Genomic DNA, 24,271 nt, shown 5'->3' with positions numbered 1-24,271 from the left:
CCGTTACGCGGCGGGCAGATCCTGCGCGGCGACGTTCCATTCCGTGGCCGACCGGGACAGCAGCTGATCGACCCGCCGTTCCAGCTCCACGGCCTTGAACGGTTTGGTCAGGATCTCCATGCCCGGCTCCAGATGCTCGCCACCCACCGCAGCACTCGCGGCATAGCCGGTGATGAACAGCACGGGCAGGTCGCAGCGTCGCTGTCGTCCGGCGTCGGCAACCTGCCGCCCATTCAACGTGCCGGTCAGGCCCACATCCGTCACCAGCAGATCAAAGTGCTGCCCACTGTCCAGCAAGGCCAACGCCTCACTGCCATTGGCCGCCTCGGTCACCGCGTGGCCCAGCCCCGAAAGCACATCGCGCACCAGCCCACGAATGGCATCCTCGTCCTCCACCAGCAGCACCGATCGGCTGGCCGAGGCCGGCTTCACTGGCATCGCACTCGGCAGGGCGACATCGACCGCCTGCGCCGGATCGGACTTTGGCAGGTACAGATGCATGGTCGTGCCCGCACCCGGTGCCGATTCCACGTCCACCTGGCCGCCCGACTGGCGGGTAAAGCCATAGATCATCGACAGGCCCAGCCCGGTTCCCTGCCCGATCGGCTTGGTGGTGAAGAACGGCTCGAAGACTTTCTCCAGCACGCTGGCATCCATGCCCGTGCCGGTATCGCGCACGGAAAGGCGCACATAGTCACCAGCCGGCAGTCCCAACCGTTCGCTGCGCGTTCCTGCCAGCGCTTCGGTGCTGCTGGAAATGATGATCGTGCCGCCTCCCGGCATGGCATCGCGCGCGTTGATGCACAGATTCAGCAGCGCGTTTTCCAGCTGCGGTGCATCGACCAGTACCGCATCCTCGAGGTGCTCAAAACGGGTTTCAATGCTGATCGAAGGGCCGATGGAACGGTTCAGGATATCCAGCATGCCGCTCACCAATGCGGCAACGCGCACCGATGACGGCGCCAGCGTCTGCCGCCGGGAAAACGCCAGCAGGCGCTGGGTCAGCGCAGCGGCACGGTCGGCACCGGAGCGCGCCATCTCCAGGTAGCGCTCCAGCCCATCCACACGGCCCTGCTCCACGCGCATTTCGAGCAGCTCCAACCCCATCGATACCGCGGTCAGCATGTTGTTGAAGTCGTGCGCGATGCCGCCGGTCAACTGCCCCAGCGACTCCATCTTCTGGCCCTGCCGCAGCCGCTCTTCCATCGCCATCAGTTCGGCCGTCCTGGTCTGCACCCGTTCTTCCAGCGTCAACGTCAGCTGCTGCAGGCGTTGCTGGGCAATGCGCCGGTCGGTGATGTCCGAGGCCGCGCCGAACCATTCCTTCACCCGCCCATGGTCATCCAGCAGGGGCACCGCGCGCAGCTGCACCCAGCGCACCGAGGCGTCCGGCAGCAGCGTGCGGTGTTCCACCTCCAGTGCGGACGTGGCCTGCAGCGCCTCATCGATGGCCGTATCCACGGCCAGGCGGTCGCCCGGGTGAACCAGCTGCTCGCGCCAGGAACCCTGCGCATCGCGCAGTTCCGCCGCGTCGCCCTGCCGGTAGATCAGGCTCATCTGCTGCCAATCGGCGGAGATGGAATACAGCGACTGGGTGGCCGCCGAGACCAGCGCCGCCAGGCGCCGCTCGCTCTGCGCCAATGCATCGGCCGCGGTGCGTTCGGAGGTGCGATCGCGGAACACCACCACAAATCCCACCGCCTCGCCTTCCCCGCCGCGCAGCAGCGTCATCGAGCCCTGAGCCCAGAAGCGCCCGCCATCGCGGCGGCGCAGCCAGCGTTCGCCACTCAGCCCGCCGTGCAGCAGCGCATGCTGCATGTTCTGCTGGAAACGGTTCGCCTGCAGATCGTCCTGCAGATACAGCAGCCCGGCATGCTGGCCCAGCACCTCGCTTTCGTGCCAGCCCAGCGTCTCTTCCGCGCCGCGGTTCCACAGCGTGATCAGACCGTCCATGTCGGTGGCGATCATGGCGTAGTCGCGTGCGCTGTCCATGATCTGCCGGTGGCGTGCCTCGGTCAGCGAAAGATGCTGTTCCAGCGCAACCTGCGGCGTCAGATCCAGGCCCTGCACGAAGATGCCGTTGACCTGCCCGGCTTCGTCCTTGCACGGCTGGAACACCACATCAACAATATGCCGTGGGCCAAACCCGGGCTGCGGCACCCCGCTGTCGTAGGACACCTTGCGCCCGATATACGGCTCGCCGGTGCGGTACACCTCATCCAACAGATCCACGTAGCCCTGGTCCAGAGCTTCGGGAAGGGCCTCGACCAACGGCCGGCCAACCACCTCGCGGTGGCCGATCAGTTGCTCATAGCCCGGGTTGACCAGTGCAATGCGGTGCTCGGGGCCGGTCAGGAAGGCCATGAACATCGGCGACTTCTCGAACAGCGCGATCAACCGCTCATTCTCGCGGGCCAGCTTCTGCTGGGCCACGATCATCCCGGTCACTTCCTTGGTCACGCAGAAGGCACCCGCCACCTGCGTGTCGTCGCCGTACAGGGGCGAGAACGAGAACGTCCACCAGGTATCTTCCGGTTGCCCGTAGCGGTTCATCGCCACCGGCACGTTCTCGAAACGCGATCCCTGCCCGGCGAACGCGCGCTCGATCGGCTCGCGCACGGCAGGCCAGGCATCCGCCCACAGGCTGCGAAGCGGTGCACCCATCGCCTGCGGCAGGCGCGGCCCCAGGATCGGCGCATAGGCATCATTGAACAGGAACACCAGCTCCGGGCCCCAGACCAGGTACATGCTCTCGGGGGAGTTGAGCATCAGTTCAACCGCGCAACGCAGCGACGCGGGCCAGTGGTCCGACGGGCCGAGCGCAGTCGCCGACCAGTCATGGTTGCGGACACGCTCGGCAGCAGGCCCCGTCGCGCGGGGGAAAACAGATCGACTCGGTTGCACTTCACATCCTGACGGGGGGCGGGGGTCGCAGCGCCCCAGCGGCATTCAAGCCGCTGCAGGAAATGAGACTGGCCTCGCCAATCTACGCGATCCGCCCACCCGAAAGCGTCAAGACATCGCAACGCGCGCCCGTTGCCGCCAGATCCGAACGCATTGCGCGGCAAACCCCAGCACGAATACCACAGCACACCCCAGCAGCGTCTGCAGGATCACCGGCGCCAGCGGTGCCGCGGCGATCGGGTGCGACAGCGGTACCCGGGTCAGCGTTTCGTTCACGCCCGGCACCAGCGACAGCAGGAAGCTGAAAGACAGCCCGAAGGTCGACAGGTACGGCCGCGCGCGGCCGAGGAACTGCAGCCGCCCGGCCAGCACACCGCCGAACGCGGCCAGCAGCACGATCACGCCGAAGGCGTGGCCGGGATTGAGCCCACCGGTGCTGGACACGGTGAACGAGGTCGCCACCGACAGCACCAGGCCAACCAGATAGGCCTTGCCCGAGCGCGTGGCCAGGTCGATGGCGCGGTGACGGATGAAGCCATACAGACCGGCAAGCACCGGAACCAGACTGACAGCGGTGTGGATCACCCCGAGGGCGGAAAGGGCGTGTGACATGGGTAAACTCCTCTGGATTCTATGAACCTACTAGTAGATAGACTCAATACTCAAAAGAAAGGCCCGCGAACCTCGCAGGCCTCAACAACCAGGTTCAGCGGACGGTGCTCACCCGCGCAATCGCCAGCCGTGCCAGCGTGGCAAACGTGCCGGCATCGCCGAAACCGCGCGCGGCCAGCATCGCGCCATGCACCGCCGACATGAATGCCTTGGCCTCATCGGCCGCGGAGCCCTGCAGGTGCAGCTGCCCCGTCGCCGCGCCCTTCTGCAGGGTCAGCGCCAGCCAGCCGCTCAGGTCCTCGAAATGGCCGCGCACTTCCTCGGCAATCTCCGCGGGAATCATCGGCGACTCGGCCGCCAGCATCGCGCAGATGCAGAACGAGGACGTGCTGCCGGCGATGCAGGCCGACCAGTAGTCCACATAGGCATTGAGTTCCTGCAACGGGTCATCCAGCTGCCGGTCCAGCAGTGCCAGACCTTCGCGGGCTTCGGCCCGGTACAGCTCGACCACCGTGCGCACCAGATCCGCCTTGCTGGGGAAATGGTGGTGGATGCTGGCCTTGCTGATGTTGACCCGTGCCGACACGTCGGCATAGCTGAAACCGTTGTAGCCGCCGGCCTCCAGCAGCGAACGGGCGTGGGCCAGGATCTCCAGGGCCTTGGGCGAGAGCGACTCTTTCATGGACATAAACCTACTAGTAGGTAGACCGACAGTCAATACCCCACCGATAGTACCGGCCGCTGGCCGGCATCCCAGCAAACCAGGCCGGTCCTGTTCCGAGGCCCTCAATGCGAAGACACGTACACCGCCTCTGCCGGCCCCGGCGGCACGGAAAAACTGCGCCGCATGCGTGCCACCTCGGCTGCCGGCGGCAGCGCGAACAGGCGCTTGAACTCGCGGTTGAACTGCGAAGGGCTGGCGTAGCCCACCGCCAGCGACGCGGCCTCGGCCGTCATGCGCTGCCGAAGCATCAGCAAACGGGCCTGATGCAGCCGGGTCGACTTTACGTACTGCATCGGCGACGTGCCGGTAACCGCGCGGAAGTGGTCATGGAAGGTCGCCACGCTCATGCCCGCCTCGGCCGCCAGCTGGCCCACATCCAGCGCCGTGGCATACGCCGCATGAATGGTACGCAGCGCCTTGCCGATGCTGCCGAAGCGCCCGCGCATGGCCAACGCCTCGCGCATTGCAGCGCCCTGTGCGCCGGTCAGCACACGGAAGTACAGCTCACGCACCAGCGCCGGCCCGAGCACCGCGGCCTCCAGCGGATCGGCCAACGCTTCCAGCAGGCGCAGCACCGTGGCCTGCATCGGTGCCTGCATCGGGCTGGACATCATGCTCTGTGCCGGTACCTGCCCCGCACCGGCCTGCTCGCCCAGTTCGATCATCAGGTCCGCTGCCAGCTGCAGGTCCAGGTGCAGATAGATTGCCAGCAGCGGCGCCTGTTCCGACGCCTCGGTTTCCATCGTGAACGGCACCGGCACCGACACCGCCAGGTAATGCTGCGCGTCGTACTGGTACACCTGCCCGCCCAGATAGCCGCGCTTCACGCCCTGGCAGACGATCACGATGCCGGGGTCATACAGCACCGGCGTGCGCGCCAGCGGGCGGTTCGAACGCAGCAGGCGCACCCCGGGCAGCGGCGTGAGCGTATAGCCCTCTTCCACCGCCAGGGTCTGCAGCAGGCCGACCATGCGTGCCTGCATCTGCGCCTGCGGCGAATCGACCACGGACATGAGCGCTCCAGAGGAATAGGCAAGAATGGGCGAATCCTAGACCTGTGGCGCGGATCGCTCAAGCACTAACGTGCAAGCCCTCCCCCAACGAGCCTGATCGCCATGACCTCCTCCCGCCTCATCCTCATCACCGGCGTCAGCAGTGGTTTCGGCCGCGCCCTGGCCCAGCAGGCCCTGCAGGCCGGCCACTGCGTGGTCGGCACCGTGCGCAACGACGAAGCGCGCGTGGCATTCGAGGCGCTGGCACCCGGCCGCGCCTTCGGCCGGCTGCTGGACGTGACCGATGCCAATGCCATCGATGCGCTGGTCGCCGATGTCGAAGCAAACGTGGGCGCCATCGACGTGCTGGTCAACAACGCCGGTTACGGCCACGAAGGCATCCTCGAAGAATCCACGCTGGCCGAGCTGCGCCACCAGTTCGAAGTGAACGTGTTCGGCCCCGCCGCAATGATCAAGGCAGTGCTGCCGCACATGCGCGAGCGCCGCCGTGGTCACATCCTCAACATCACCTCCATGGGCGGCTTCATCACCCTGCCCGGCATCGCCTGGTACTGCGGCAGCAAGTTCGCGCTGGAAGGCATCAGCGAAGTGCTGGGCAAGGAAGTGGCAGCGCTCGGTATCCACGTCACCGCCGTTGCACCCGGTTCCTTCCGCACCGACTGGGCCGGGCGCTCGATGGCACGGGCACCGCGCAGCATTGAAGACTACGACGCGCTGTTCGACCCCATCCGCAGCGCGCGCGAGGCGAAGAGTGGCCATCAGCTTGGCGATCCGGTGAAGGCCGCGCAGGCCATGCTGCAGATCATCGAAAGCGACGCACCGCCCACCCATCTGCTGCTGGGCAGCGATGCACTGCAGCTGGTGCGGACGAAGCTGGCGTCGATGGCCGGCAGCATCGACGCGTGGGAAAAGCTGAGCCGCTCCACCGACGGCATCGCGTGAAGCGTGGGGGCAGCCGATGCGTTCACCGGCTGCCTCCCTCCCGCCTGCTCAGTCCTCCTGCACCAGCTTGAACTCGCGCAGCAGGCCACCAATCTGCGTCTTGTCCAGCTTGTTCATCAGCAGGTTGCGCACGAACGCCGGCCCGGGAATGTCCAGCTCCTTGCCATCGCGCAGGCGGCCGGTTGCAGCCAGCAGCGAGCGCACGTCATAGGTGGAATTGAACACCTCCGGCACGCCGCGTTCGATACCCAACAGCGTGTACACCGCTTCCATCGGCGTGCGCACCGAATACTCGGTGGTGAAGATGCAGTCGCGCTGCTTCGACTCGGCGAACTGGCCGATGAAGGCAAAGTTCACCGCACCCTCCGGCACCACGTCCGGGCGGTCACCGGCCTGGCGCGGCATGAAGAACGCAGTCACGTACGGCATCATCACCGGCACCGTCTTCGCACCGGTCGCAGCCAGTTCGTCGATCTCGTCCAGCGGCACGCCCAGGTGGTACAGCCACTCGCGGGTGATCTCCTCGCCGGTGCAATCCTGCATCGGCTTCTTCACGTAGTCGCCGGGCGTATCCACGAACAGCGAATACACCCACACCACGATCTGGTCCTTGGGTTGGTTCTTGAAATGCGGCTGCCGGTTCACCGTCCAGCTCATCAGCCAGCGCGAGTCGCGCACGCTCACGATGCCGCCGGTCACCACCCTGCCACTGAACGGGTCGCGCTTGGCGATCTTCTGGATGTAGGCGGGAATGCGCGCATCCAGCGTGGTCACCGTTGCCGATTCCCACTTGGTCTCGGGAACATGCGCACCGAACACATCCGGGCGCCCGAACGCCGCATCCTTCGCGGCGATGCGCCGCCACAGGTCCCACGCCGGTGCCGGGCCTTCATTCAAGCGCGCCGCCGTGTGGTGATCGCCGTTGTCTGAATTCTCGGTCAGCGAACCAATGGTCATGAACACCAGGTCATCCGCGCCCAGATCGACGCCACCGGCCACACCGTCGCGGGTCCAATGGAGGCGCGTCGCCTGCTTGCGGCCGGCCTGCAGATCGAAGTCGACGTCGGTCACTTCGGTGCCGTACTGGAACACCACGCCACGGTCCTGCAGCCACTTCACCAGCGGCAGCACCAGCGACTCGTACTGGTTGTACTTGGTGAACTTCAGCGCCGAGAAATCCGGCAGGCCGCCGATGTGGTGGATGAAGCGATGCAGGTACAGCTTCATTTCCAGCGCCGAGTGCCACTCCTCGAACGCGAACATGGTGCGCCAATACAACCAGAAGTTGCTGTCCAGGAAATCGCGGCCCAGCACCTCGTCGATGCGCTTGTTCTCCATCTCGTGCCGGGTGGCCAGGAACAGCGCGATGATGTCCTTCTGCGCCTGCTCGGTCAGGGTGAACAGGCCATCGGTATGCGCATCCTCGCCGCGATTGATCGTGGCCCGCTGCAGCGAATAGTTCGGGTCATCCTTGTTCAACCAGTAGAACTCGTCCAGCACACTGGCATCGTCGATCTCCAGCGACGGGATCGAGCGGAACAGGTCCCACAGGCACTCGAAGTGGTCTTCCATCTCGCGGCCGCCACGGATCACGAAACCCTTCTCTGGCACCTTCAGGCCGTCCAGCGCGCCGCCGGCAATCTGCTGCTGCTCAAGGATGGTAATGCGCTCACCGGCCATCCGGCCATCGCGCACCAGGAACGCCGCACCAGCCAGCGACGCCAGTCCCGAACCAACAAACCAAGCGCGCTTGCCATCAACACCCGCCGGCTTGCGCGGGCGCGCGAAGGCTTCGTAGTTGCCACTGCTGTAGTACATGCACTGCTCCTTCCTGGAGGGGGTAACCCCACTGTAAACGCCCCATGCGTCAGCACCGCTTAGGAATAGTTGCGGGCGCTTGCGACCAAATGCCGCAGCAGTGCCCAGCCCTGCCTGGTAATCCCTTCCGCAACCACGGTTAACATGCAGGTATTTGCCTGCCTATAGTCCACCCAAGGACGGCACCTGCCCGCCCATCGCGAGGAACCTGCCATGGTGGATATCGCACACAGGGTCGGCATCAAGGCCCCCGCAAGCCAGGTGTACCAGGCCCTCGCCACCCCCGAGGGCGTCGCCGCCTGGTGGGCCGAAGACAGCCATGGCGACCGAGATGTCGGCGGCACGGTCAAGGTTCGCTTCACCAATAACGGGCAGGAAATCGGCGCCATGGAAATGAAGCTGGAACAGCTCATTCCCGGCCAGCTTGTGCTTTGGGAATTCCTCGCCGGCCCCGCCGAATGGATCGGCACCCACGCACGCTTCACGCTGAAACAGGAAGGCGACTACTGCATCGTCCTGTTCACTCACGAAGGCTGGAAAGAACGCGTCGAATTCACCTCCCACTGCAGCACCAAGTGGGCGGTGTTCCTGCTCAGCCTCAAGGCCCTGCTGGAAACCGGCACGGGCCAACCCAACCCGCACGACGTCAGGATCGACAACTGGAACTGAAGACGCCCCGCATGAATGCAGACAAGGTATTCAAGGCACTGGCCGACCCCACCCGCAGGACGCTGCTGGACCTGCTCTGCGAAGACAACGGCCAGACCCTGGGCCAGCTCTGCGAACACCTGGACATGGCCCGGCAATCGGTCACCCAGCACCTGGGCCTGCTGGAAGACGCCAACCTGATCAGCACCGTGCGCCGTGGCCGCGAGAAGCTGCACTTCATCAACCCGGTGCCGCTGCATGAGGTGTACGAGCGCTGGGTACGCAAATTCGAGCAGCAGCGCCTGAGCCTGCTGCATGACCTGAAACGAGAACTGGAAGGAGAATGACGATGTCCGCAGCGTCCACCCGCTTCATCCACGTGATCTACATCGCCTCCACCCCGCAGAAGGTGTTCGAGGCCATCACCCGCCCCGAGATCGCCAGCCGCTACTGGGGCCACGAAAACGTCTCGGACTGGAAGCCCGGCTCGCGCTGGCAGCATGTGCGTGCCAACGAAGCGCGCTCGGTCGAACTGGTCGGCGAGGTGGTGGAAAGCACCCCGCCCTCGCGGCTGGTGATCACCTGGGCCGCCGCCTCGCAGGCCGACAACCCCGATGCCTACAGCCGGGTCACCTTCGACATCGTGCCCTACCAGGACATGGTGCGGCTGACCGTCACCCACGATGAACTGGAACCGGGCAGCGGCATGGATACCGGCATCCGCCAGGGCTGGCCGATCGTGCTGTCGAGCCTGAAGTCGTTGTTGGAGACGGGCAAGGGGTTGGATGTGTTTGCGAAGCCGAGTTGAGATGTGCAGCTGTGCAGGTTGGCTAAGCAACCCGCACAGCTCAGTTATCGCCATCCTATCTAGGACGTGTGAATGCGGTTGCGGCTGCGACAAGAGCGCGAGAAGGCAACGCTACTTGCACACCCCAACCTGTCTTCCCTGCCATACAGCCTGCGAAGGAGCTAGCTTCTCATTGGCAGAACCGGCGGGGCTTAGCGCCCCATCAAGATAGGTTGCACGCATGCCGCTTTTCTCCCTTAACAGCGCGATGGACTCTGTCTTCCCATTCAGCAAAATAAGTTGATCTCCACGAACCTCGATCTTCATGACCTCGGGGGTACTAACTTCTCCCTCGTATCTTTGCACAAGGACGTAGCCTCGGTCTGCGCCGCCGATGAACGACAATTCCAGTCCCAACAGGTCGCCGGATTCGGGATGCCTGCAGACGTTCGAATAAGTAGGTGCAGGAATTTTAGAACCATCGCCTATCGCGACTCCAGGCAAGAGCAACAGAGTCAGCGTGATGATTCGTGACAGTTGCAGGTTGATCATTTCTTAGTCTCCATTCCTTAATGCGCGAACTTGACGGGCCGCTTCATCTATAAGTGGCTGCCTATCTCCACCTGGCGTGGGATCGAAATAGAAGTGAGGCGGATCACTCGGCCTGAAAGCCCCCCCCCAAGACAATCCTGCATCCGCAGCCGTACTCCTAATCACACTGCGCTGCTCGTCACCACTAAGGCCTCCCGGAACGTTTCGCAAGCTGGAATAATTCACATCCACAGCAAACCCAGCCGAATGGAGACTCAGGCGCGCCGGTGTAATAGCGTTCGGATCTCCTCTCAGACCTGCCTGCCGTGCCGCATCTCGATATGCAGAGTTGAAACGAAGCTCAACTCCCTGACCAGAAGCTGAGTCCACCCATTCATCAACGCGCGCCGCCATACCTGAATCAAGATATGACGAACCGAGTCCCGACAGCGTCACCCTTTGCATGTGCACGAGTCCTGAAGCCCCAGCCTCAGCAGGAACCCCGCCTGTTACGGTACCGGCAGTTCCTCTGGCAACTCCTGCATCACCTGATCGAACGCTTGGTGGCGCAACCTGCATCACTGTCAAGTTGCCTACAGCGGACCCACAAATACGGGAACCCGTCTGGACCGCGCATCTGCCGTCAGGATCCGTGAAGCGATATGGGTTGTTCGCGGCGTATCTGTAACGATTGAATGCACCGAGTGGATTGCTGTGCGCGGTTACTGGATCCACGCTCAAGAAGGCACCCAGGGTTGGGTCATAGTAGCGCTGCTGCATATACGAAAGCCCATTAACCGCATCCGATATGTGCCCAGCGTAGCCGACCCCGTCGGCGACAGGCTTGTTGAGCACTTCCCCATATGGGTCATAGAAGCTCCGCTCCAGAACCGCCCCGGACGCATCCGTCACAGCAACAGGAGAGCCGATCACGTCCAGGTGCTGATACTTTGGTCGTGTGACTCCATCGCCCCCCGTTTCCAATGTGGCGACGAGCAGCCCACCCAAATACAGATACTCTCTTGATTTCCCGTCGCGCTCACTCTGCTGGCGACGCAGCCGACCTTCGCTGTCGTACATCGAAAGAATGGAACCACTACCCTGAAGCCAAGCTAGGACCCGGCGACCCTGGGCGTCGTAGCGGTAGTTTTCCGGACCTGGAGCAGATCTGAGTCGATTCCCGAGATCAAAGACGAAGGCCTGCCCATTGCGCATTGAGAGATTGCCTTGAACATCGTAGGCCAGCCCAATCGTGGTTGCCCCGTCGGTTGAACGAACGTTCGTCAATCGATTGTTCGCGTCATATGTGTAGGCGTGATCCTTACGCCCTGCAACCTTGGCGCTGCGAATATTGTCCAGAGCATCGTAGGTATAGCGCACAATTCCGTCCCCGCCGAATGCCGGAGATACCGCCTGCACCAGACGACCCTGCCCGTCATACTGCATCTTCCGATCGCGAGAACCATCCACCGCATCAACAATATCGATGACATTACCGATCGCGTCATACGAATAGCTCAAACTACTAACATTCGTCGATGCAGTAATCCGCGAAGGCAGCTGCCTTCCATTCAGCTCCTGCTCGAAACCTACGCCATTACCATATGTGAATGATCTTGGCGCGCCATTCGGGTGATAGCTCGCGCCGCTTACATAGCTACCAACGCGAGTAGGCTGGCCGAGCGCGTTGGGCTCCAGCGGGATATAGAGCCCGCTTGGATACTGGATGCCCGTCCTTGAGCCATTTGCGTCGTAAGCGTACCCAATTGCCCATGAGAACCATCCTTGCTGAGAAGTCGACTCACTAGTCAACAGACCACGCTTGTTGTAGGTGTACACATTTGTGGTCTTTGATACACCACCGTCATTGGCGGTCACGATCTGCGTCGGCAGACCATTTGAAGCATAGCTCCAAACCTGATTTCCATTACCGTCAGGGAACGCCAGTGAAATCAAACGATTGCGGGAGCTATAGGATCTGTCCACACGCCGACCGGACCCGTTGGCAGCCTCCAGATCGCATCTGGACGAATCGGGCAGATTCAGACCGCTGGCCGACCACAGCATATTGCTCGCGCCATCGTATGCGACAACAGTGCTGCCCGATTCTGGTTCAATAGCTTTGCAGAGCTTGCCTCCTTGCCCGTAGACAAAACTACGGCGCAGCTGCGCAGAGCCATCGGTGCTGCGTCGAATGATCGCCGTAGGCCTACCGTAACGATCGCGTGGAATATCAGTTATTGCTGATTCTGGAGAACTCACGGAAATCGCGCTGGATTGCTCCGGCGTACCGAAGGCCTGGTACTGGGTATTCACCGCATAGCCCATTGCATTGGTTGCCAGGCGGCGGTTCCCGGCTTGATAGCTGATGACACTTGTCGCCAAGCCGCTGTCCGTATCTTCGGACACTGACGTAGGTCGACCAAGCGCATCATACTCAGTCCAGGTTCCCTTCAATGGCGGAAGTGACACGCTGACGGTTGTACTAGGGGTTGCCTGTCCGAATCTTCCAACGCCCTCTTGGTTCATGCGCCACTGCATCGGATACTGCCCAGCCGCCGACGGTGCCGTTACATCAAAAGTGAAGTCTGCAACCCCGTTCGGTGGCACAGGTTGGGTCAGTGGGATCCTGGACGGTGCCCAAACCACATTGTCAGCGGGATTCTCGCTGGCTAGAGCATAGCCTCCACCCGCCGACCATGTAGTCTCGCCTGTGTTCCGGAAGCGCACGTGCATCTGTCTCTTGGTGCCAGCCTGCATGCCGAGCGGAAAGCCGTTTCCCTCATCGATCCGCGCGTCATTGACGGGACTACTGACATCAATAGCTGCAACGGGAGTTGCGGGTCCAAACCAACCCTTCCCATCAGCCCACATCTGTCGCTGGAAGTTGTAGCGCCCCGGCACGCTGGGCGCTTGAACGGGGACAGAGATGTCCACCGTGTCACCAGGAGGAACCGCACGCGGCAACGATGTACGCGCCGGCCCCCAAAGGGTAGAGTCGGCCGGACTCTGAGAGCCAAGCCAGTGGCTCCCTGGCTGCCAGGTTGTATCGCCAGTATTTTTCATTCGAACGACGACTGTCTGGCCGGCTGCGGTTTTCATTGCCGCGGCGATCGTCTGCCCGACAAACTCGGCACCGTTGACTGGTTGCCATACAAAAAAAGTTATCCGCCCGCTACTTAACCCGAACCAGCTGCCATTCTTCTGCATCTGAAACAGCACACCGTACTCACCGCCGTTAGTAGCGCCAGTACTGGGAGTCAACGTCAGGTTGAAAGTTGCGCTTTGCCCCGGATATACATAGCCGGAAACCGGCGCACTCGATGCTTGCCAGGACACTAGCCCGTTGTCTGGCATACTGAGCCCGTAGCCCCCTTCAGGAGACCACGTGGTTTCGCCAGTGTTCTTCATTGTAATGGTCGCGACGAACGGCTGACCCGCCACGATACGATTGGCCGACAGCGAGCCCGAAACCTTTTCAGCTGAATCAATCGGCTGTGGCGGCGCATTAACCGTTATCGTCACAGGACCGCTTTGCAGCGACCTAACCACCTCATCGCCATTTATGTTTCTAATTCCCTGTGCCGTCAGCATATATTGGTAGGTGCCCGGCGGAAGGCCATGCACCGTGTAAGGCCCATTGGCAATATTACTTAACAGTACTCCGTTCTGCGTCAGACGCACGTTCGATATATACTCGGATTTCGCTCCGCCATTAGTGCTTCCATATTCCAATGTCATGGTTACGGTTGCTGGAGCGGTATAGGTGGTCTGCGCCGGCCCGGTCAGTTTGACCCAAGCCTGCGCGTGCACGGCAGGAGCCAGCCCGAACAGACTCAAAGCAACCATAAGCATATAGAACCATTGACGCGACGAAACGCCCGCTCGCTTTCCTGCGATGCTCATCATGGCTCTCCAAGGCGATAGCGGCCGGGATAGGATTGAAAAGTCGTTCGGCCCGCATAATCGTAGGCATTAATCACTTGCCTCAATGACGAACTTCGATTCGTCGCATCGTATTCCTCGGTCAGCACGGGCCGCATCAACGCATCGTGATAAGTAACGCGCCGGGCATTACCGGTCGACTCAACCTTTTTCCAATGGCCGGGAGCCAAGCCACGCTCTGATCCGGATGTTCGTTGATTGCTGATGATAGTGTCATTCCAGCCAGTAACATCGCCAGCTGGATAGTGAATCAATTCGAGACGCCCCATGCTGTCGTAAGAGTAGCCCGTAGTCGCGCCAATCTCGTCAGTTCGACTCAGCACCCAACCGTTGTCGTCGATGGTGGCGGATACAGCCGTTCCATCCGCGTATAGAATTCGGCGAGGCGTGCCGCGCTTGTAATCGAGCAGCTTGGTTACATTGCCATTTCCGTCCGCAACCTGCGAAATATTTCCAAGCGCATCGTACGCAAAAGTCTGTTTGAGCTTGCCGAATTCCCAGGTGGATTGTGGCAGCGCCTGGGCATTGAATTCCGTACGACTCTGAACCTCGCCGGTATCAGCATCTTCCATTCGAGCTACCCCCCCCAAGGTCCAGGTACCGAGATTGTCATAGAAGACGGCTCGATCCTTTGCGACCGCCAGTTCGCTCCCGCTGTATTTCTCGACCGGCCTGGCAAACGAGTCGAACCTATCAACCCTCTCGGTATACTGCGTGCCTTCGCGCGTGGTCACTTTTAGCTTCTCAGGCTCCAGAAGGCCTTCCGTTGGCGTGATGATACTCAGCGACTGTCCAACCAGGGCAGTGAACTGCCCAACGGCCTCTTCCTTGGTTAGATACTGATAGGTGATACTCTCGAGGATCGCTCCAGCAGCATTGGCCGTTCGCATTTCCAATAGCTTTGCCTCATCTACCCGCGGCCGAACTCCGAATCGATAGCTTGAGACGCTGCCGTCCGGCTGGGTTACCGTTGTCCAGCGACCGGTTACGGGCACGCCATCCTGGAAGGCATAGCCCGTCGTCATCGGCGGCAAGCCGGGTCCCATGACAGTGCGTGTTTTCAGGTTCCATACGCCAGTGTAAGGAACCTGTTCGGGCGACGAGCACGGACTAATATCGACCGCTCGATAGAAGTATCGATACTCAAGCGAGTAAGTAGCTGCTGCGCCTGCCGGGTGCCCGACCGTGTAGCTGTAGGGGCCATATACCGTCCCCATATTCGGATCGCACTCACTGCCCTCCTGCGCGGGGCCGAATACCGGCGGGCGCAGCGATCCGACCGAGTTGTAGCTCCAGCGCGTCCCATCAGGCAGCACCACCGCTGAAAGCCCTCCGTCAACCCTGGACCCCAGCGCACCCGGCTCACGATACTGATACGTCCAAGTCCGGCCATTCGCAGCCGCAGTAGCGATGCGGTCTCCGGAGTAAGTCAGGCTGATTGCGCGGCCGTCGCTACTCGTAATGGACGTGAGCTTGTCACCCGAATAACCATAGTCAACCCAGTTTCCAAACCTGTCCTCGACGCGGCTTGCCAAGAAAAATACGTGACTGCGTGTCAGTGTTCGAGTGGGCGCCAGTGGATTGTCTTTGTAGGTGAAGCGAGGCATCTCACGACTGACGACCCAGTTGAGGTAGTACCGGGTCCCATCCGGCGTGATAGCAAGGAATGCTTCACCAGGAGCGCCGTTCTTGGTCTGGGAGAGACACCGGATACGCACGTTTCCGGTCGTAACCCAAGGATACGACTGGCCGTCCGACGGCATGGGAACGTTCGCGGATGCTACCAGTACTTGGTTGGAGCCCTGACCAGGAAGGTTGATACCGTATCCATTCCAGATCAATGTTTCCGGAAAGTAGGAGGCCCCCTCTCCGATGTACGGTTTTTTCTGGAGCGAACAACGCTGATATCTCGATGTGTCGCCATCAGGTCCGACAACCCAGCCTCGCTCACTAAATACTCCTTCCATGTAAGGAACATCAATGTCCCAGTCATAGAAGCCAGCGAGATCACCGGGCTTTGCGCCTTGATGAAGATAGCGCTCGCTGATACTCCGCTTCCGTGCAAGTTCGACCGGAGGACCGACGTTTCCTGGTATGGATACGTCCGTTGTCCGGAAGCTTAGCTGGCCGTTGAAAAGCGAGATCTTCTCTCCAAAGGTTCCATCGTTCAGCCGTCCCATTTGCTGGGCCTTGCCGACCTTATTTGCATACTCGGTCTCCGGTTGCACCGTTTCCTGAGCTACCGAGGAAAAGCTCGCCACACACAGCACCGCTGTCACAGAGCGCCACCAACTGGATCCCATGATGTCCCCCAGATAAAAATGAACGAACCGTTCAGATTTGCGGAGCGATTCTGCGCCCATTGGCAGCTTTGATGCACAGGGGTTCTGCTCAATTTTCTGTAGGACTTTCCCTACCCTGCTGGCCCATCAAGTCCTTCAATGCCCGTGATAGTCATAGGTGGATTGGGCAAAGTCCGCGCACATCCATCCCACGCCTGCAGCCCTTTGATTCGACTTTTAAGATCCTCGGGTAGAGGCAGCGCCAGCTCACCCTCACCAAACCCGGTTCCGACCGCACTCCGACGCCGCCCGCCACAGCATCACCCGCAGGCTCCCCAGGCGACGTTCGATGAGTGCTTCAGAGGCAGATTCCCTGCACAGCAAAGTGGCGGCGGTCACCCTCGGCTTCTGGGTGATGAAGATCGCCGCCACCACCCTCGGCGAGACCGCGGGCGACCTGCTGTCGATGACGCTCAACCTGGGCTACGTGGCCAGCTCGGCCATCCTGCTCACCATCTTCGCCGCCCTGCTGGCCGTGCAGCTGTCGGCGCGGCGCTTCCATCCGGTGCTGTTCTGGTCGGTGGTGTTGGCCACCAGCACCGCTGGCACCACCATGTCCGACCTGCTCGACCGCACCCTCGGCCTCGGCTACGCCACCGGCGCCAGCCTGCTGGCCGGCTGCCTGGCACTGGTGCTGCTGGCGTGGCGGGTGTCGGAGAAGTCGATCTCGGTCAGCAACATCGCATCGCGTCGCGCCGAAGGCTTCTACTGGACCGCCGTGCTGTTCTCCAACACGCTCGGCACCGCGCTGGGCGACTTCCTCGCCGACGATTCCGGGCTGGGCTTCACCGGCGGCGCGCTGCTGATCGGCACCCTCATCGCGCTCACCGCGCTGGCCACCCGCATCAAGGGCATCAACCGGGTCATCCTGTTCTGGATCGCCTTCGTACTCACCCGCCCGTTCGGCGCCACCTTCGGCGACCTGCTCACCAAGCCGCTGGAAAAAGGCGGGCTGGGCTTCGGCACGGTGGGATCATCGCTGGTGCTGTTCACCATTCTCGCCACGCTGGTGGCGCTGCCGATGCTGCAGCGGCGCGCACAGCCCGCCAATTAGCGCGCCGTCCAGCCCCCATCCACCGGCAGCGCCGTGCCGGTGATCTGCGCCGCCGCGTCCGACGCCAGGAACACCACCATCTCGCCCAGTTGCTCGGGCGTCACGAACTGCAACGAAGGCTGCTTTTCAGCCAGCAGCGCACGGGCGGCGGCTTCCTGATCCGTGCCTTCCTTCTCCGCCAGCGCAGTGATCTGCTGCTCGACCAGCGCCGTCCGCACCCAGCCCGGGCAGATGGCATTGGCGGTGATACCGGTGCCCGCGTTTTCCAGCGCGGTCACCTTGGTGAACCCCACCACGCCATGCTTGGCCGCCACATAGGCCGCCTTGTTCACCGATCCCACCAACCCATGCACCGATGCGATGTTGATGATGCGCCCAGCGCCCTGCTGCTTCATGTGCGGCAAGGCCGCCGCCGTTGCGTGGAACACGGCCGATAGATTCAGCGCCAGGATCGCATCCCACTTTTCAGTCGGAAATTCCTCGATCGGCGCAGTGTGCTGAATGCCCGCGTTGTTCACCAGAATGTCGATGCGGCCCATCTTCGCAACGGCGTGCTCGATCATTCCGCGCACCGCCTCGCCCTTGGACAGGTCCGCGCCGTCATGCGCCACCCGCACGCCGAACTCGGTTTCCAACTGGGAACGGATACGTTCGATCTCCGCCGTATCGCCGAAGCCATTCAGCACGATGTCGGCGCCTTGCCGCGCCAGCGCCGTGGCGATGCCAAGACCGATACCGCTGGTGGAGCCGGTAACCACGGCGACTTTTCCACTGAACATGGGCGAGCTTCCATTGGGCGTAGGAAACCAGTGTAGCGCCGAAGATCCACGCCCCGCGTGGATGCGCTCCGTGCCAAGCCACAGCGCCAACCAAGGTTGGCACCTACCGATGGCAGGCCAATCAGCAGTAGTTCCACGCCATGCGTGGAAGCTCTTCCTCAACGCCCCATCACTTCAACCGCTCCACCAACCGCTGCCCCACCTCCAGCGCCGAAGCCGGGTTCTGCCCGGTAATCAGCTCGCGATCCACCACCACATGCCCCGTCCACGGCTTGGCATTGCTGCTGAACGTCGCACCCGCCCGCTGCAACGCGGTCTGCGGGTAGAACTTCATCTCACCGCCACCCAGCAACGGCTTGGCCTGCTCTTCTTCCTGGTTGCTGATCACCGTCATCTGGTAGCCGCTGTAGATCCACTTCGGCGTGGCCGGCATCGCACCCGCTTCCAGCTTTGCCACGAAACCACCCGCATCCGGCAACGTGGACAGCAGCGCGATCGGCCCGTGGCAGACCAGCGCGGTGGTCTTGTTGCGCTGGTGGAAGTCGGCCAGCAACCGGCCCAGCGCCGGACTCTTCAGCAGATCCTGCATCGGCGCGTGGCCACCGGGAATGTAGACCGCATCGAACCGCGCGTAGCCCTGCTGCTCGATGCGCGCCAGGCTGACCACCGGCGAAGCCGTCGGCGAGGTCAGCGACAGTTTCTCCAGCAGGTCCTTGTGCAGTTTCAGCTGCGCGGCATCGTTGCCGAAGTACGCCGGCGTCACCGAGGACGCATCCACCGTCGGCGCCCGCCCCTGCGGCGTGGCGAAGGTCACCTCGTGGCCCGCGTCCAGCAGCAGCTTGACCGGCTGCATCAGCTCGTTGAGATAGAAGCCGGTGGACAGCACCTTGCCGTCCTTCAGTTCCAGGTGGTTTTCGTCGGACAGCACCACCAGCACGTTGGCGGCATGTGCGCCGCTGGCGGCCAGGGTCAGGGCCAGCGCTGCGGCCAGCCGGGTCATCAGGTTCATGGGGAACTCCTATCGGGGAATGGCGGCCACTTTATTCATCGCCCCAGCGGCGATAAATTGGCCCCACCGCAAAACATCTGTTCCCCGGAGAGCCAAATGAGCCGCAAGTTCGACTACCTGGGCGATGTGGAGGTGTTCCTGGCGGTGGTCGAGCACGGCTCGTTCACGGCCGGCGCGGTGGCCCTGTCCACCACGCCCTCGGTGCTGAGCCGCGCGGTCACCCGCCTGGAAGCGCGGCTGGGCCGGCAGCTGCTGCAGCGGACCACCCGCCGCGTGGGCCTGACCGACGCCGGGCGGCTCTATCTGGAACAGGTGCGCACCGCATTCGGCCTGCTGGACGACGCCGAGCGCGACGTACTGGCCCAGGACGGTGCGCTGGCCGGCCGCGTGCGCCTGAGCGTGCCCACCACCTATGGCCACTACCAGCTGCCGCCCGTGCTGGCGCGCTTTGCGCAGCAGTACCCGCAGGTGCAGGTGGAACTGAACATCACCAACCGCAACGTGGACCTGGTGGCCGAAGGCTTCGACCTGGCCATCCGCTTGGGCCAGCTGCCTGACAGCGGGCTGGTGGGGCGGAAGCTGGAGGATGCGCCTTTGGTGCTGGTGGCGTCGCCACAGTACCTGCAGCGCCGGGGTACGCCGCAGACGCTGGACGACCTGCAGCAGCACCTGTGCTTGCCGTTTGTGATGCCGCGCACCGGGCGGCTGGCGCCCTGGATCTTCCGCGACGACGGGCGCGACGTGGACTGGCTGCCACGTTCGTCCATCGAGACCTCCGACGATGTGCTGGGCGTGGTGTCGCTTGCCGAACAGGGCATCGGCATCTGCCAGAGCTATGCGTTCATCGTGCGGGAGCGGTTGCAGCGCGGGGAGCTGGTGGAAGTGTTGCCGCAGCTGCGGGGGCGGTCGCGGCCATTCTCGGTGATCTATGCGCCGCATCGGCGGCAGTCGGCGGCTGCGCGGGCGATGATTGAGTTGCTGGTGGGGAATGCAGCAGTGGTTGAGGACGGCGTGGATTGAGGTTTCTGCCGTCTTCCTGCGGTGTCGGCTTTGGACCGCTTTTCGGGCTGTCTGACTGATCGCGCGGTGCTGCGGCCCGCTTCGGAATACGAATTGTTGTAAAGGCGGCTGTCTCGCTATCTCCTGAAGGCACGGGCGATTGCGACGCCCTTGTTCGCTATTAGCAGCGTGTCTGCGCGAATGCGTCGGATCATGAGGCCTACGGCACGAATAGTGCGTGCCACAATAGATTTCCGCTCTCGAATTCTGCGATCTCTTCGCGAATTTCAATTGGTATTCGGAGCGACCGCGTAAACACCATGGCGCGCCACCGACAACGGGTGGCTCCGGGTCTGCAAACCCGCGATGAGAGATGCACATGTTGTTTGCGCTTGCCCGTCGGCACCGTCCCCAAGCGGTGCCGGCGGGCAATCCGTCGGCCTGTATGGCGGGCGGTGCGTGGGGGCCTTCGGGCCCGCCGGTCTATTGTGCGTTCTCATCCCGGTTTGCAGCCACGCATCGTCCGCCACCTTTTCACGGTGGCACTGTTAAGTACAGCCACGGAAGCCGACGCCATGAAGAAATCCGACACCTTTTCCTCGTACACCGTTGTTGAACCCATCAACGACGACACGCCCCTGCCCGATCTGAACTCCCTGCTCGGCATCCTCACGCGCATCCGCGCGGGTGAGGGAGCCGACGGGCTGCCCTGGCCGGAGAACGATGTGTCACCCGGCCGCCGCGTGAGCCTGGCGAAGAGCGAACGCGCAATGGTGGGTGCGTTGACGGTGCTGGAGTTGCTGCACGCGGCAGACCGTTGCCGGGTGGCCGCGGAGCCGGAGCGGCATTTGGATGAGGGGGTTGTGGATGGATTGTTTCTGGCTTGCCGGGGGTTGGTCGAGTGGGCTTGTCGGGAGGTTAGGCCGGAGTAATCCGCCAGCCCCTCGCTAGATCATACGGGCGCCTATCGGCGCCCTGATTCTTTAATCGTGCGTCTACTTTGACCAAGCGTTAGACAGTGATTCCGCCTGCTTTAGCACCAGTTCGATTGCGGCATCCTCACCTACCGGCGGGTACTTCCATTTCTTCAGGGTTCGTCGCACCAAAATCCGCAACTTGGCGCGGACGCTCTCCCGCACCTGCCAATCCACCGTGGTGCTATTGCGCAGCTTCTCCGTGATCTCGATGGCAATGTTCTTCAGAGTGTCGTCACCCAACTCCCGCACCGCACCTTCGTTGTTGGCTAAGGCATCATAGAAGGCGATCTCATCCTGACTCAGGCCCAATGCCGCCTCGCGTTCCAAGGCTGCCTGAAAATCCTTGGCCATCTGGATCAACTCCTCAATGACCTGCGCCGTCTCTACCGCCCGGTTGTGGTACTTGCGCAAGGTTTCCAGCAGTCGGTCGCCGTACTTTTTCTCCTGCACCACGTTGTTGCGCGCCCGCGCCTTGATCTCGTCGCGCAGCAGCTTTTCCAGCAGTTCCACCGCCAGGTTGCGGCTCTTCATCTGCCGCACGTCTTCCAGGAACTCGTCTGAAAGCAGCCCGATGTTGGGCTTGTCCAGGCCAGCCAACGCGAAGATATCCGCCACTCCTTCGGCTACGATGGCGTTATCAAGAATCTGCTTGAGCGCACTGTTCTTGTCCGCATCGGAACGCTTGCGATCCACCGTGGTGAACTTGACGATGGCGGCCTTGACGGCGGCAAAGAAGGCAATCTCCGTGCGCAAGGCTGCGGCTTCATCGAGCGTGCTGCATAGGGAAAACGCCTTACTCACCGCCAGCATGGCATCGAGGAAGCGCTGCTTGCCGTCTTTCAGCCCCAGAATATGGTTGGCCACTGGCACCAATAGTTGCAGCGCATCCGTTTCGAATTCGCTGTAATCAAAGCCGTGCATCAACCCCCGCACGATGTCCAGCTTCTCCAGCAATACAGCCAGAGCCTCCGCCGCGCTGTGCGCAGGGTCGCCCTTTCCCTTGGATTCGGTGTAGGTTTTGAGCGCCGCTTTCAGCTCGTTGGCAATGCCGATGTAATCCACCACCAATCCACCGGGCTTGTTGCGGAACACTCGGTTGACGCGGGCAATGGCCTGCATCAGGTTATGGCCCTTCATGGGCTTGTCTACATACATGGTGTGGCAGCAGGGCGCGTCGAAGCCAGTCAGCCACATGTCGCGCACGATCACCAGCTTCAACGGGTCTGCCGGGTCTTTGAAGCGCTTTTCCAGGCGTTTCTTCACCTGTTGGCTGTACAGATGCGGCTGCAGCAAGGCCTTGTCCGCTGCCGAGCCGGTCATCACTACCTTGATTGCGCCCTTCTCGGGGTCAGCATCGTGCCAGTCCGGGCGCAGGGCGACGATGGCGTCGTACAGCTCGGCGCAAATGTCACGGCTCATGCACACGATCATCGCCTTGCCTTCCAGCGTGGCCGTGCGCGTCTCGAAGTGCTGCACCAAGTCGACAGCGACCTGTTCCAGACGCGGTCGCGCACCAACCAGCTTGGTCAGCGCAGCCCAATCGCTCTTGGTCTTCTCGCGGGCAGTGATGTCTTCTTCGTCCTCGATGACCTCATCTACCTGGGCATTGAGTGCGTCGATCTCGGCCTGGTTCACGTCCAGCTTAGCTAGACGGCTTTCGTAAAAGATTGGGACCGTTGCGCCATCGTCTACCGCATCCTGAATGTCGTAGATACTGACATAGTCACCAAACACCGCCCGAGTGTCTTTGTCCTCCAGGGCAATAGGCGTGCCGGTAAAGCCGATGAAGGTGGCATTGGCCAGCGCGTCGCGCATGTGCTTGGCATAGCCGAACACGTACTTGCCGGTCTTGGTATCCAGCCGCCCCCTCATGCCATACTGGCTGCGGTGCGCCTCGTCGGATATCACCACGATATTGCTCCGATCCGACAGCAAGGGATGCTGCTCTTCATCTTCCAGAAGGGCGAACTTTTGCACCGTGGTGAAGATGATGCCGCCAGCCTCGCGCGAGGCCAGCATCTCGCGCAGTTCCTCGCGGCTGCCCGCCTGCATCGGCGTCTGCCGGAGCAGGTCTTCGGCCGCGCAGAAGGTGCCGTACAACTGCCCGTCCAGATCGTTGCGATCGGTCACCACCACCAGCGTGGGGTTCTTCATCTCCGGCTGTTGCAACAGCTTGCCCGCGTAGCAGGCCATGGTGATGCTCTTGCCCGAGCCCTGCGTATGCCACACTACGCCCGCCTTGCGGCTGCCGGGCTGCACTTCCTTACCGTAGGTGGCGCGCAACTCCTGCACTTCTAACAAACCCTTGTTCGGGCTGCAGGCGGCAATCACCGTGGCCTTCACAGCCTCGCGCACCGCATGGAACTGGTGGTAGCCCGCGATTTTCTTGATGATCTGATCAACATCCTGCTCGAACAACACGAAGTGACGCACGTAATCAAGAAACAGTGCGGGCTCAAAAAAGCCGCGCACCAGCGTTTCCAACTCGAACTCCAATAGCGGTCGGTCGTCCTCACAGGCGATCGCTCGCCAGGGCTGCATGCGCTCCTGGTTCGCCGTGAGCGATCCTAGCCGCGCTGTGAAGCCGTCGCTGACTACCACCGCCACATTGGCGCTGAACAGGTCGCTGATCTCCTCCTTGTAGGTCTGTATTTGGTTGAACGCGTCCCAGATGTCGGTCTGCTCGTTCGCCGGGCTCTTCAGCTCAATAACGGCGAGCGGCAGGCCGTTAACGAAGGCCACCAGATCGGGGCGGCGCAGCTGTTTGGTACCCGCCACGGTGAACTGGCTTACCAGCAAGAAGTCATTGTTGCGTGGATTTGTGAAGTCGATCAGGTTGACTAAGTCAATGTGCTTTTTGTCGCCTACGGAGAACTCCACTGGGATTCCAGCCAGCAACAGTCGGTGCATACGTCGATTGCGGGCGATCAGCAGCGGCTCGCTCACAGTCAGCAACTCGTGCGCAGCTTGTTCCAGCGCATCGGCAGGGATGCTCGGATTAACACGGGTCAACGCAAACAGAAGGCGCTCTCGTAGGACCACTTGACGATAACTGGTGCGTGCGGGCTGCTCACCATCTGGAGCGAGATCAAGGCCGGACTCAAAACGCCAGCCGACTGCCTGGAACCACTCTAAACATAATTCTTCTAGCCGCTGTTCATTCACCATGGGAGAACCTATGTTGGAG

18 protein-coding genes are annotated in these 24,271 nt (G+C 62.0%); 7 read left to right on the top strand and 11 right to left on the bottom strand.

Going from position 1 to position 24,271, the window contains the following annotated elements:
* Nucleotides 1–3: 3 nt before the first annotated feature.
* The 4 genes from N440_RS06535 to N440_RS06520 all read right to left on the bottom strand — a co-directional run bounded on the left by N440_RS06535 (nucleotide 4) and on the right by N440_RS06520 (nucleotide 5,253).
* On the bottom strand, nucleotides 4–2,769 hold the full coding sequence (locus N440_RS06535; RefSeq protein ID WP_243831292.1) for a PAS domain S-box protein: 2,766 nt from the start codon (nucleotides 2,767–2,769) through the stop codon (nucleotides 4–6).
* Nucleotides 2,770–3,012: 243 nt separating this feature from the next.
* Nucleotides 3,013–3,516, bottom strand: a complete 504-nt coding sequence (locus N440_RS06530; RefSeq protein ID WP_133934468.1) for a hypothetical protein — start codon at nucleotides 3,514–3,516, stop codon at nucleotides 3,013–3,015.
* Between the two features lie 94 nt (nucleotides 3,517–3,610).
* Nucleotides 3,611–4,198 (bottom strand): TetR/AcrR family transcriptional regulator, encoded by a 588-nt coding sequence (locus N440_RS06525; protein WP_133934467.1) that lies wholly within the window; start codon nucleotides 4,196–4,198, stop codon nucleotides 3,611–3,613.
* A 104-nt stretch (nucleotides 4,199–4,302) separates the two neighbouring features.
* Complete coding sequence (locus N440_RS06520) at nucleotides 4,303–5,253, bottom strand: AraC family transcriptional regulator (RefSeq protein WP_243831291.1); 951 nt, start codon at nucleotides 5,251–5,253, stop codon at nucleotides 4,303–4,305.
* Between the two features lie 102 nt (nucleotides 5,254–5,355).
* Between N440_RS06520 and N440_RS06515 the strand changes: the two genes are divergently transcribed.
* Nucleotides 5,356–6,195: an oxidoreductase gene (locus tag N440_RS06515; RefSeq protein ID WP_133934466.1), complete on the top strand. Its 840-nt coding sequence runs from the start codon at nucleotides 5,356–5,358 to the stop codon at nucleotides 6,193–6,195.
* Nucleotides 6,196–6,243: 48 nt separating this feature from the next.
* Here the strand turns inward: N440_RS06515 and N440_RS06510 are convergent, their stop codons facing one another.
* Nucleotides 6,244–8,013 (bottom strand): oleate hydratase, encoded by a 1,770-nt coding sequence (locus N440_RS06510; RefSeq protein WP_133934465.1) that lies wholly within the window; start codon nucleotides 8,011–8,013, stop codon nucleotides 6,244–6,246.
* A 213-nt stretch (nucleotides 8,014–8,226) separates the two neighbouring features.
* Between N440_RS06510 and N440_RS06505 the strand changes: the two genes are divergently transcribed.
* Genes N440_RS06505 through N440_RS06495 form a run of 3 tightly spaced genes read left to right on the top strand, consistent with a single transcriptional unit; the run spans nucleotide 8,227 to nucleotide 9,469 of the window.
* Nucleotides 8,227–8,682 (top strand): SRPBCC domain-containing protein, encoded by a 456-nt coding sequence (locus N440_RS06505; RefSeq protein WP_133934464.1) that lies wholly within the window; start codon nucleotides 8,227–8,229, stop codon nucleotides 8,680–8,682.
* Nucleotides 8,683–8,693: 11 nt separating this feature from the next.
* On the top strand, nucleotides 8,694–9,008 hold the full coding sequence (locus N440_RS06500) for a metalloregulator ArsR/SmtB family transcription factor (RefSeq protein ID WP_005416268.1): 315 nt from the start codon (nucleotides 8,694–8,696) through the stop codon (nucleotides 9,006–9,008).
* A 2-nt stretch (nucleotides 9,009–9,010) separates the two neighbouring features.
* Nucleotides 9,011–9,469 (top strand): SRPBCC family protein, encoded by a 459-nt coding sequence (locus N440_RS06495; protein WP_133934463.1) that lies wholly within the window; start codon nucleotides 9,011–9,013, stop codon nucleotides 9,467–9,469.
* A gap of 111 nt (nucleotides 9,470–9,580) precedes the next feature.
* On the opposite strand, the gene N440_RS06490 is transcribed toward N440_RS06495, so the two are convergent.
* Genes N440_RS06490 through N440_RS06480 form a run of 3 tightly spaced genes read right to left on the bottom strand, consistent with a single transcriptional unit; the run spans nucleotide 9,581 to nucleotide 16,287 of the window.
* Nucleotides 9,581–10,000 (bottom strand): hypothetical protein, encoded by a 420-nt coding sequence (locus tag N440_RS06490; RefSeq protein ID WP_133934462.1) that lies wholly within the window; start codon nucleotides 9,998–10,000, stop codon nucleotides 9,581–9,583.
* 3 nt (nucleotides 10,001–10,003) lie between these two features.
* Nucleotides 10,004–13,885: an RHS repeat-associated core domain-containing protein gene (locus tag N440_RS06485; protein WP_166671536.1), complete on the bottom strand. Its 3,882-nt coding sequence runs from the start codon at nucleotides 13,883–13,885 to the stop codon at nucleotides 10,004–10,006.
* Nucleotides 13,885–16,287: an RHS repeat domain-containing protein gene (locus tag N440_RS06480; protein ID WP_133934460.1), complete on the bottom strand. Its 2,403-nt coding sequence runs from the start codon at nucleotides 16,285–16,287 to the stop codon at nucleotides 13,885–13,887. Before N440_RS06480 ends, N440_RS06485 begins: the two co-directional genes overlap by 1 nt.
* A gap of 268 nt (nucleotides 16,288–16,555) precedes the next feature.
* Here N440_RS06480 and N440_RS06475 point away from each other — a divergent pair, with 268 nt between their 5' ends.
* Nucleotides 16,556–17,320: a hypothetical protein gene (locus tag N440_RS06475; RefSeq protein ID WP_133934459.1), complete on the top strand. Its 765-nt coding sequence runs from the start codon at nucleotides 16,556–16,558 to the stop codon at nucleotides 17,318–17,320.
* On the opposite strand, the gene N440_RS06470 is transcribed toward N440_RS06475, so the two are convergent.
* Nucleotides 17,317–18,099, bottom strand: a complete 783-nt coding sequence (locus tag N440_RS06470) for a 3-hydroxybutyrate dehydrogenase (RefSeq protein WP_133934458.1) — start codon at nucleotides 18,097–18,099, stop codon at nucleotides 17,317–17,319. The two genes, N440_RS06475 and N440_RS06470, sit on opposite strands and share 4 nt — an antisense overlap.
* A gap of 169 nt (nucleotides 18,100–18,268) precedes the next feature.
* Complete coding sequence (locus N440_RS06465) at nucleotides 18,269–19,108, bottom strand: type 1 glutamine amidotransferase domain-containing protein (RefSeq protein WP_133934457.1); 840 nt, start codon at nucleotides 19,106–19,108, stop codon at nucleotides 18,269–18,271.
* A 96-nt stretch (nucleotides 19,109–19,204) separates the two neighbouring features.
* Here N440_RS06465 and N440_RS06460 point away from each other — a divergent pair, with 96 nt between their 5' ends.
* Both N440_RS06460 and N440_RS06455 read left to right on the top strand, forming a co-directional pair.
* Nucleotides 19,205–20,128 carry a LysR family transcriptional regulator gene (locus N440_RS06460; protein ID WP_133934456.1) on the top strand — a complete coding sequence of 308 codons (924 nt, stop codon included), beginning with the start codon at nucleotides 19,205–19,207 and terminating at the stop codon, nucleotides 20,126–20,128.
* A gap of 554 nt (nucleotides 20,129–20,682) precedes the next feature.
* Nucleotides 20,683–21,039 (top strand): hypothetical protein, encoded by a 357-nt coding sequence (locus N440_RS06455; protein ID WP_133934455.1) that lies wholly within the window; start codon nucleotides 20,683–20,685, stop codon nucleotides 21,037–21,039.
* A 63-nt stretch (nucleotides 21,040–21,102) separates the two neighbouring features.
* On the opposite strand, the gene N440_RS06450 is transcribed toward N440_RS06455, so the two are convergent.
* The gene (locus N440_RS06450; protein WP_133934454.1) at nucleotides 21,103–24,252 is read right to left on the bottom strand and encodes a type I restriction endonuclease subunit R; all 3,150 of its coding nucleotides are present in this window, start codon (nucleotides 24,250–24,252) and stop codon (nucleotides 21,103–21,105) included.
* Nucleotides 24,253–24,271 lie beyond the last annotated feature (19 nt).

This window comes from Stenotrophomonas sp. CC22-02 (assembly GCF_004365115.1).
Classification (GTDB): domain Bacteria; phylum Pseudomonadota; class Gammaproteobacteria; order Xanthomonadales; family Xanthomonadaceae; genus Stenotrophomonas; species Stenotrophomonas forensis.
This window is presented reverse-complemented; position numbering and strand designations above follow the sequence as displayed.

Excerpts from the sequence above, each read along its gene's own strand:
- N440_RS06495 (WP_133934463.1), top strand. The coding sequence starts at position 9,011 with ATGTCCGCAGCGTCCACCCGCTTCATCCACGTGATCTACATCGCCTCC.
- N440_RS06530 (WP_133934468.1), bottom strand. The coding sequence starts at position 3,516 with ATGTCACACGCCCTTTCCGCCCTCGGGGTGATCCACACCGCTGTCAGT.
- N440_RS06520 (WP_243831291.1), bottom strand. The coding sequence starts at position 5,253 with ATGTCCGTGGTCGATTCGCCGCAGGCGCAGATGCAGGCACGCATGGTC.
- N440_RS06455 (WP_133934455.1), top strand. The coding sequence starts at position 20,683 with ATGAAGAAATCCGACACCTTTTCCTCGTACACCGTTGTTGAACCCATC.
- N440_RS06490 (WP_133934462.1), bottom strand. The coding sequence starts at position 10,000 with ATGATCAACCTGCAACTGTCACGAATCATCACGCTGACTCTGTTGCTC.
- N440_RS06485 (WP_166671536.1), bottom strand. The coding sequence starts at position 13,885 with ATGAGCATCGCAGGAAAGCGAGCGGGCGTTTCGTCGCGTCAATGGTTC.
- N440_RS06500 (WP_005416268.1), top strand. The coding sequence starts at position 8,694 with ATGAATGCAGACAAGGTATTCAAGGCACTGGCCGACCCCACCCGCAGG.
- N440_RS06515 (WP_133934466.1), top strand. The coding sequence starts at position 5,356 with ATGACCTCCTCCCGCCTCATCCTCATCACCGGCGTCAGCAGTGGTTTC.
- N440_RS06475 (WP_133934459.1), top strand. The coding sequence starts at position 16,556 with ATGAGTGCTTCAGAGGCAGATTCCCTGCACAGCAAAGTGGCGGCGGTC.
- N440_RS06460 (WP_133934456.1), top strand. The coding sequence starts at position 19,205 with ATGAGCCGCAAGTTCGACTACCTGGGCGATGTGGAGGTGTTCCTGGCG.
- N440_RS06465 (WP_133934457.1), bottom strand. The coding sequence starts at position 19,108 with ATGAACCTGATGACCCGGCTGGCCGCAGCGCTGGCCCTGACCCTGGCC.
- N440_RS06450 (WP_133934454.1), bottom strand. The coding sequence starts at position 24,252 with ATGGTGAATGAACAGCGGCTAGAAGAATTATGTTTAGAGTGGTTCCAG.
- N440_RS06525 (WP_133934467.1), bottom strand. The coding sequence starts at position 4,198 with ATGAAAGAGTCGCTCTCGCCCAAGGCCCTGGAGATCCTGGCCCACGCC.
- N440_RS06480 (WP_133934460.1), bottom strand. The coding sequence starts at position 16,287 with ATGGGCGCAGAATCGCTCCGCAAATCTGAACGGTTCGTTCATTTTTAT.
- N440_RS06510 (WP_133934465.1), bottom strand. The coding sequence starts at position 8,013 with ATGTACTACAGCAGTGGCAACTACGAAGCCTTCGCGCGCCCGCGCAAG.
- N440_RS06505 (WP_133934464.1), top strand. The coding sequence starts at position 8,227 with ATGGTGGATATCGCACACAGGGTCGGCATCAAGGCCCCCGCAAGCCAG.
- N440_RS06470 (WP_133934458.1), bottom strand. The coding sequence starts at position 18,099 with ATGTTCAGTGGAAAAGTCGCCGTGGTTACCGGCTCCACCAGCGGTATC.
- N440_RS06535 (WP_243831292.1), bottom strand. The coding sequence starts at position 2,769 with ATGCTCAACTCCCCCGAGAGCATGTACCTGGTCTGGGGCCCGGAGCTG.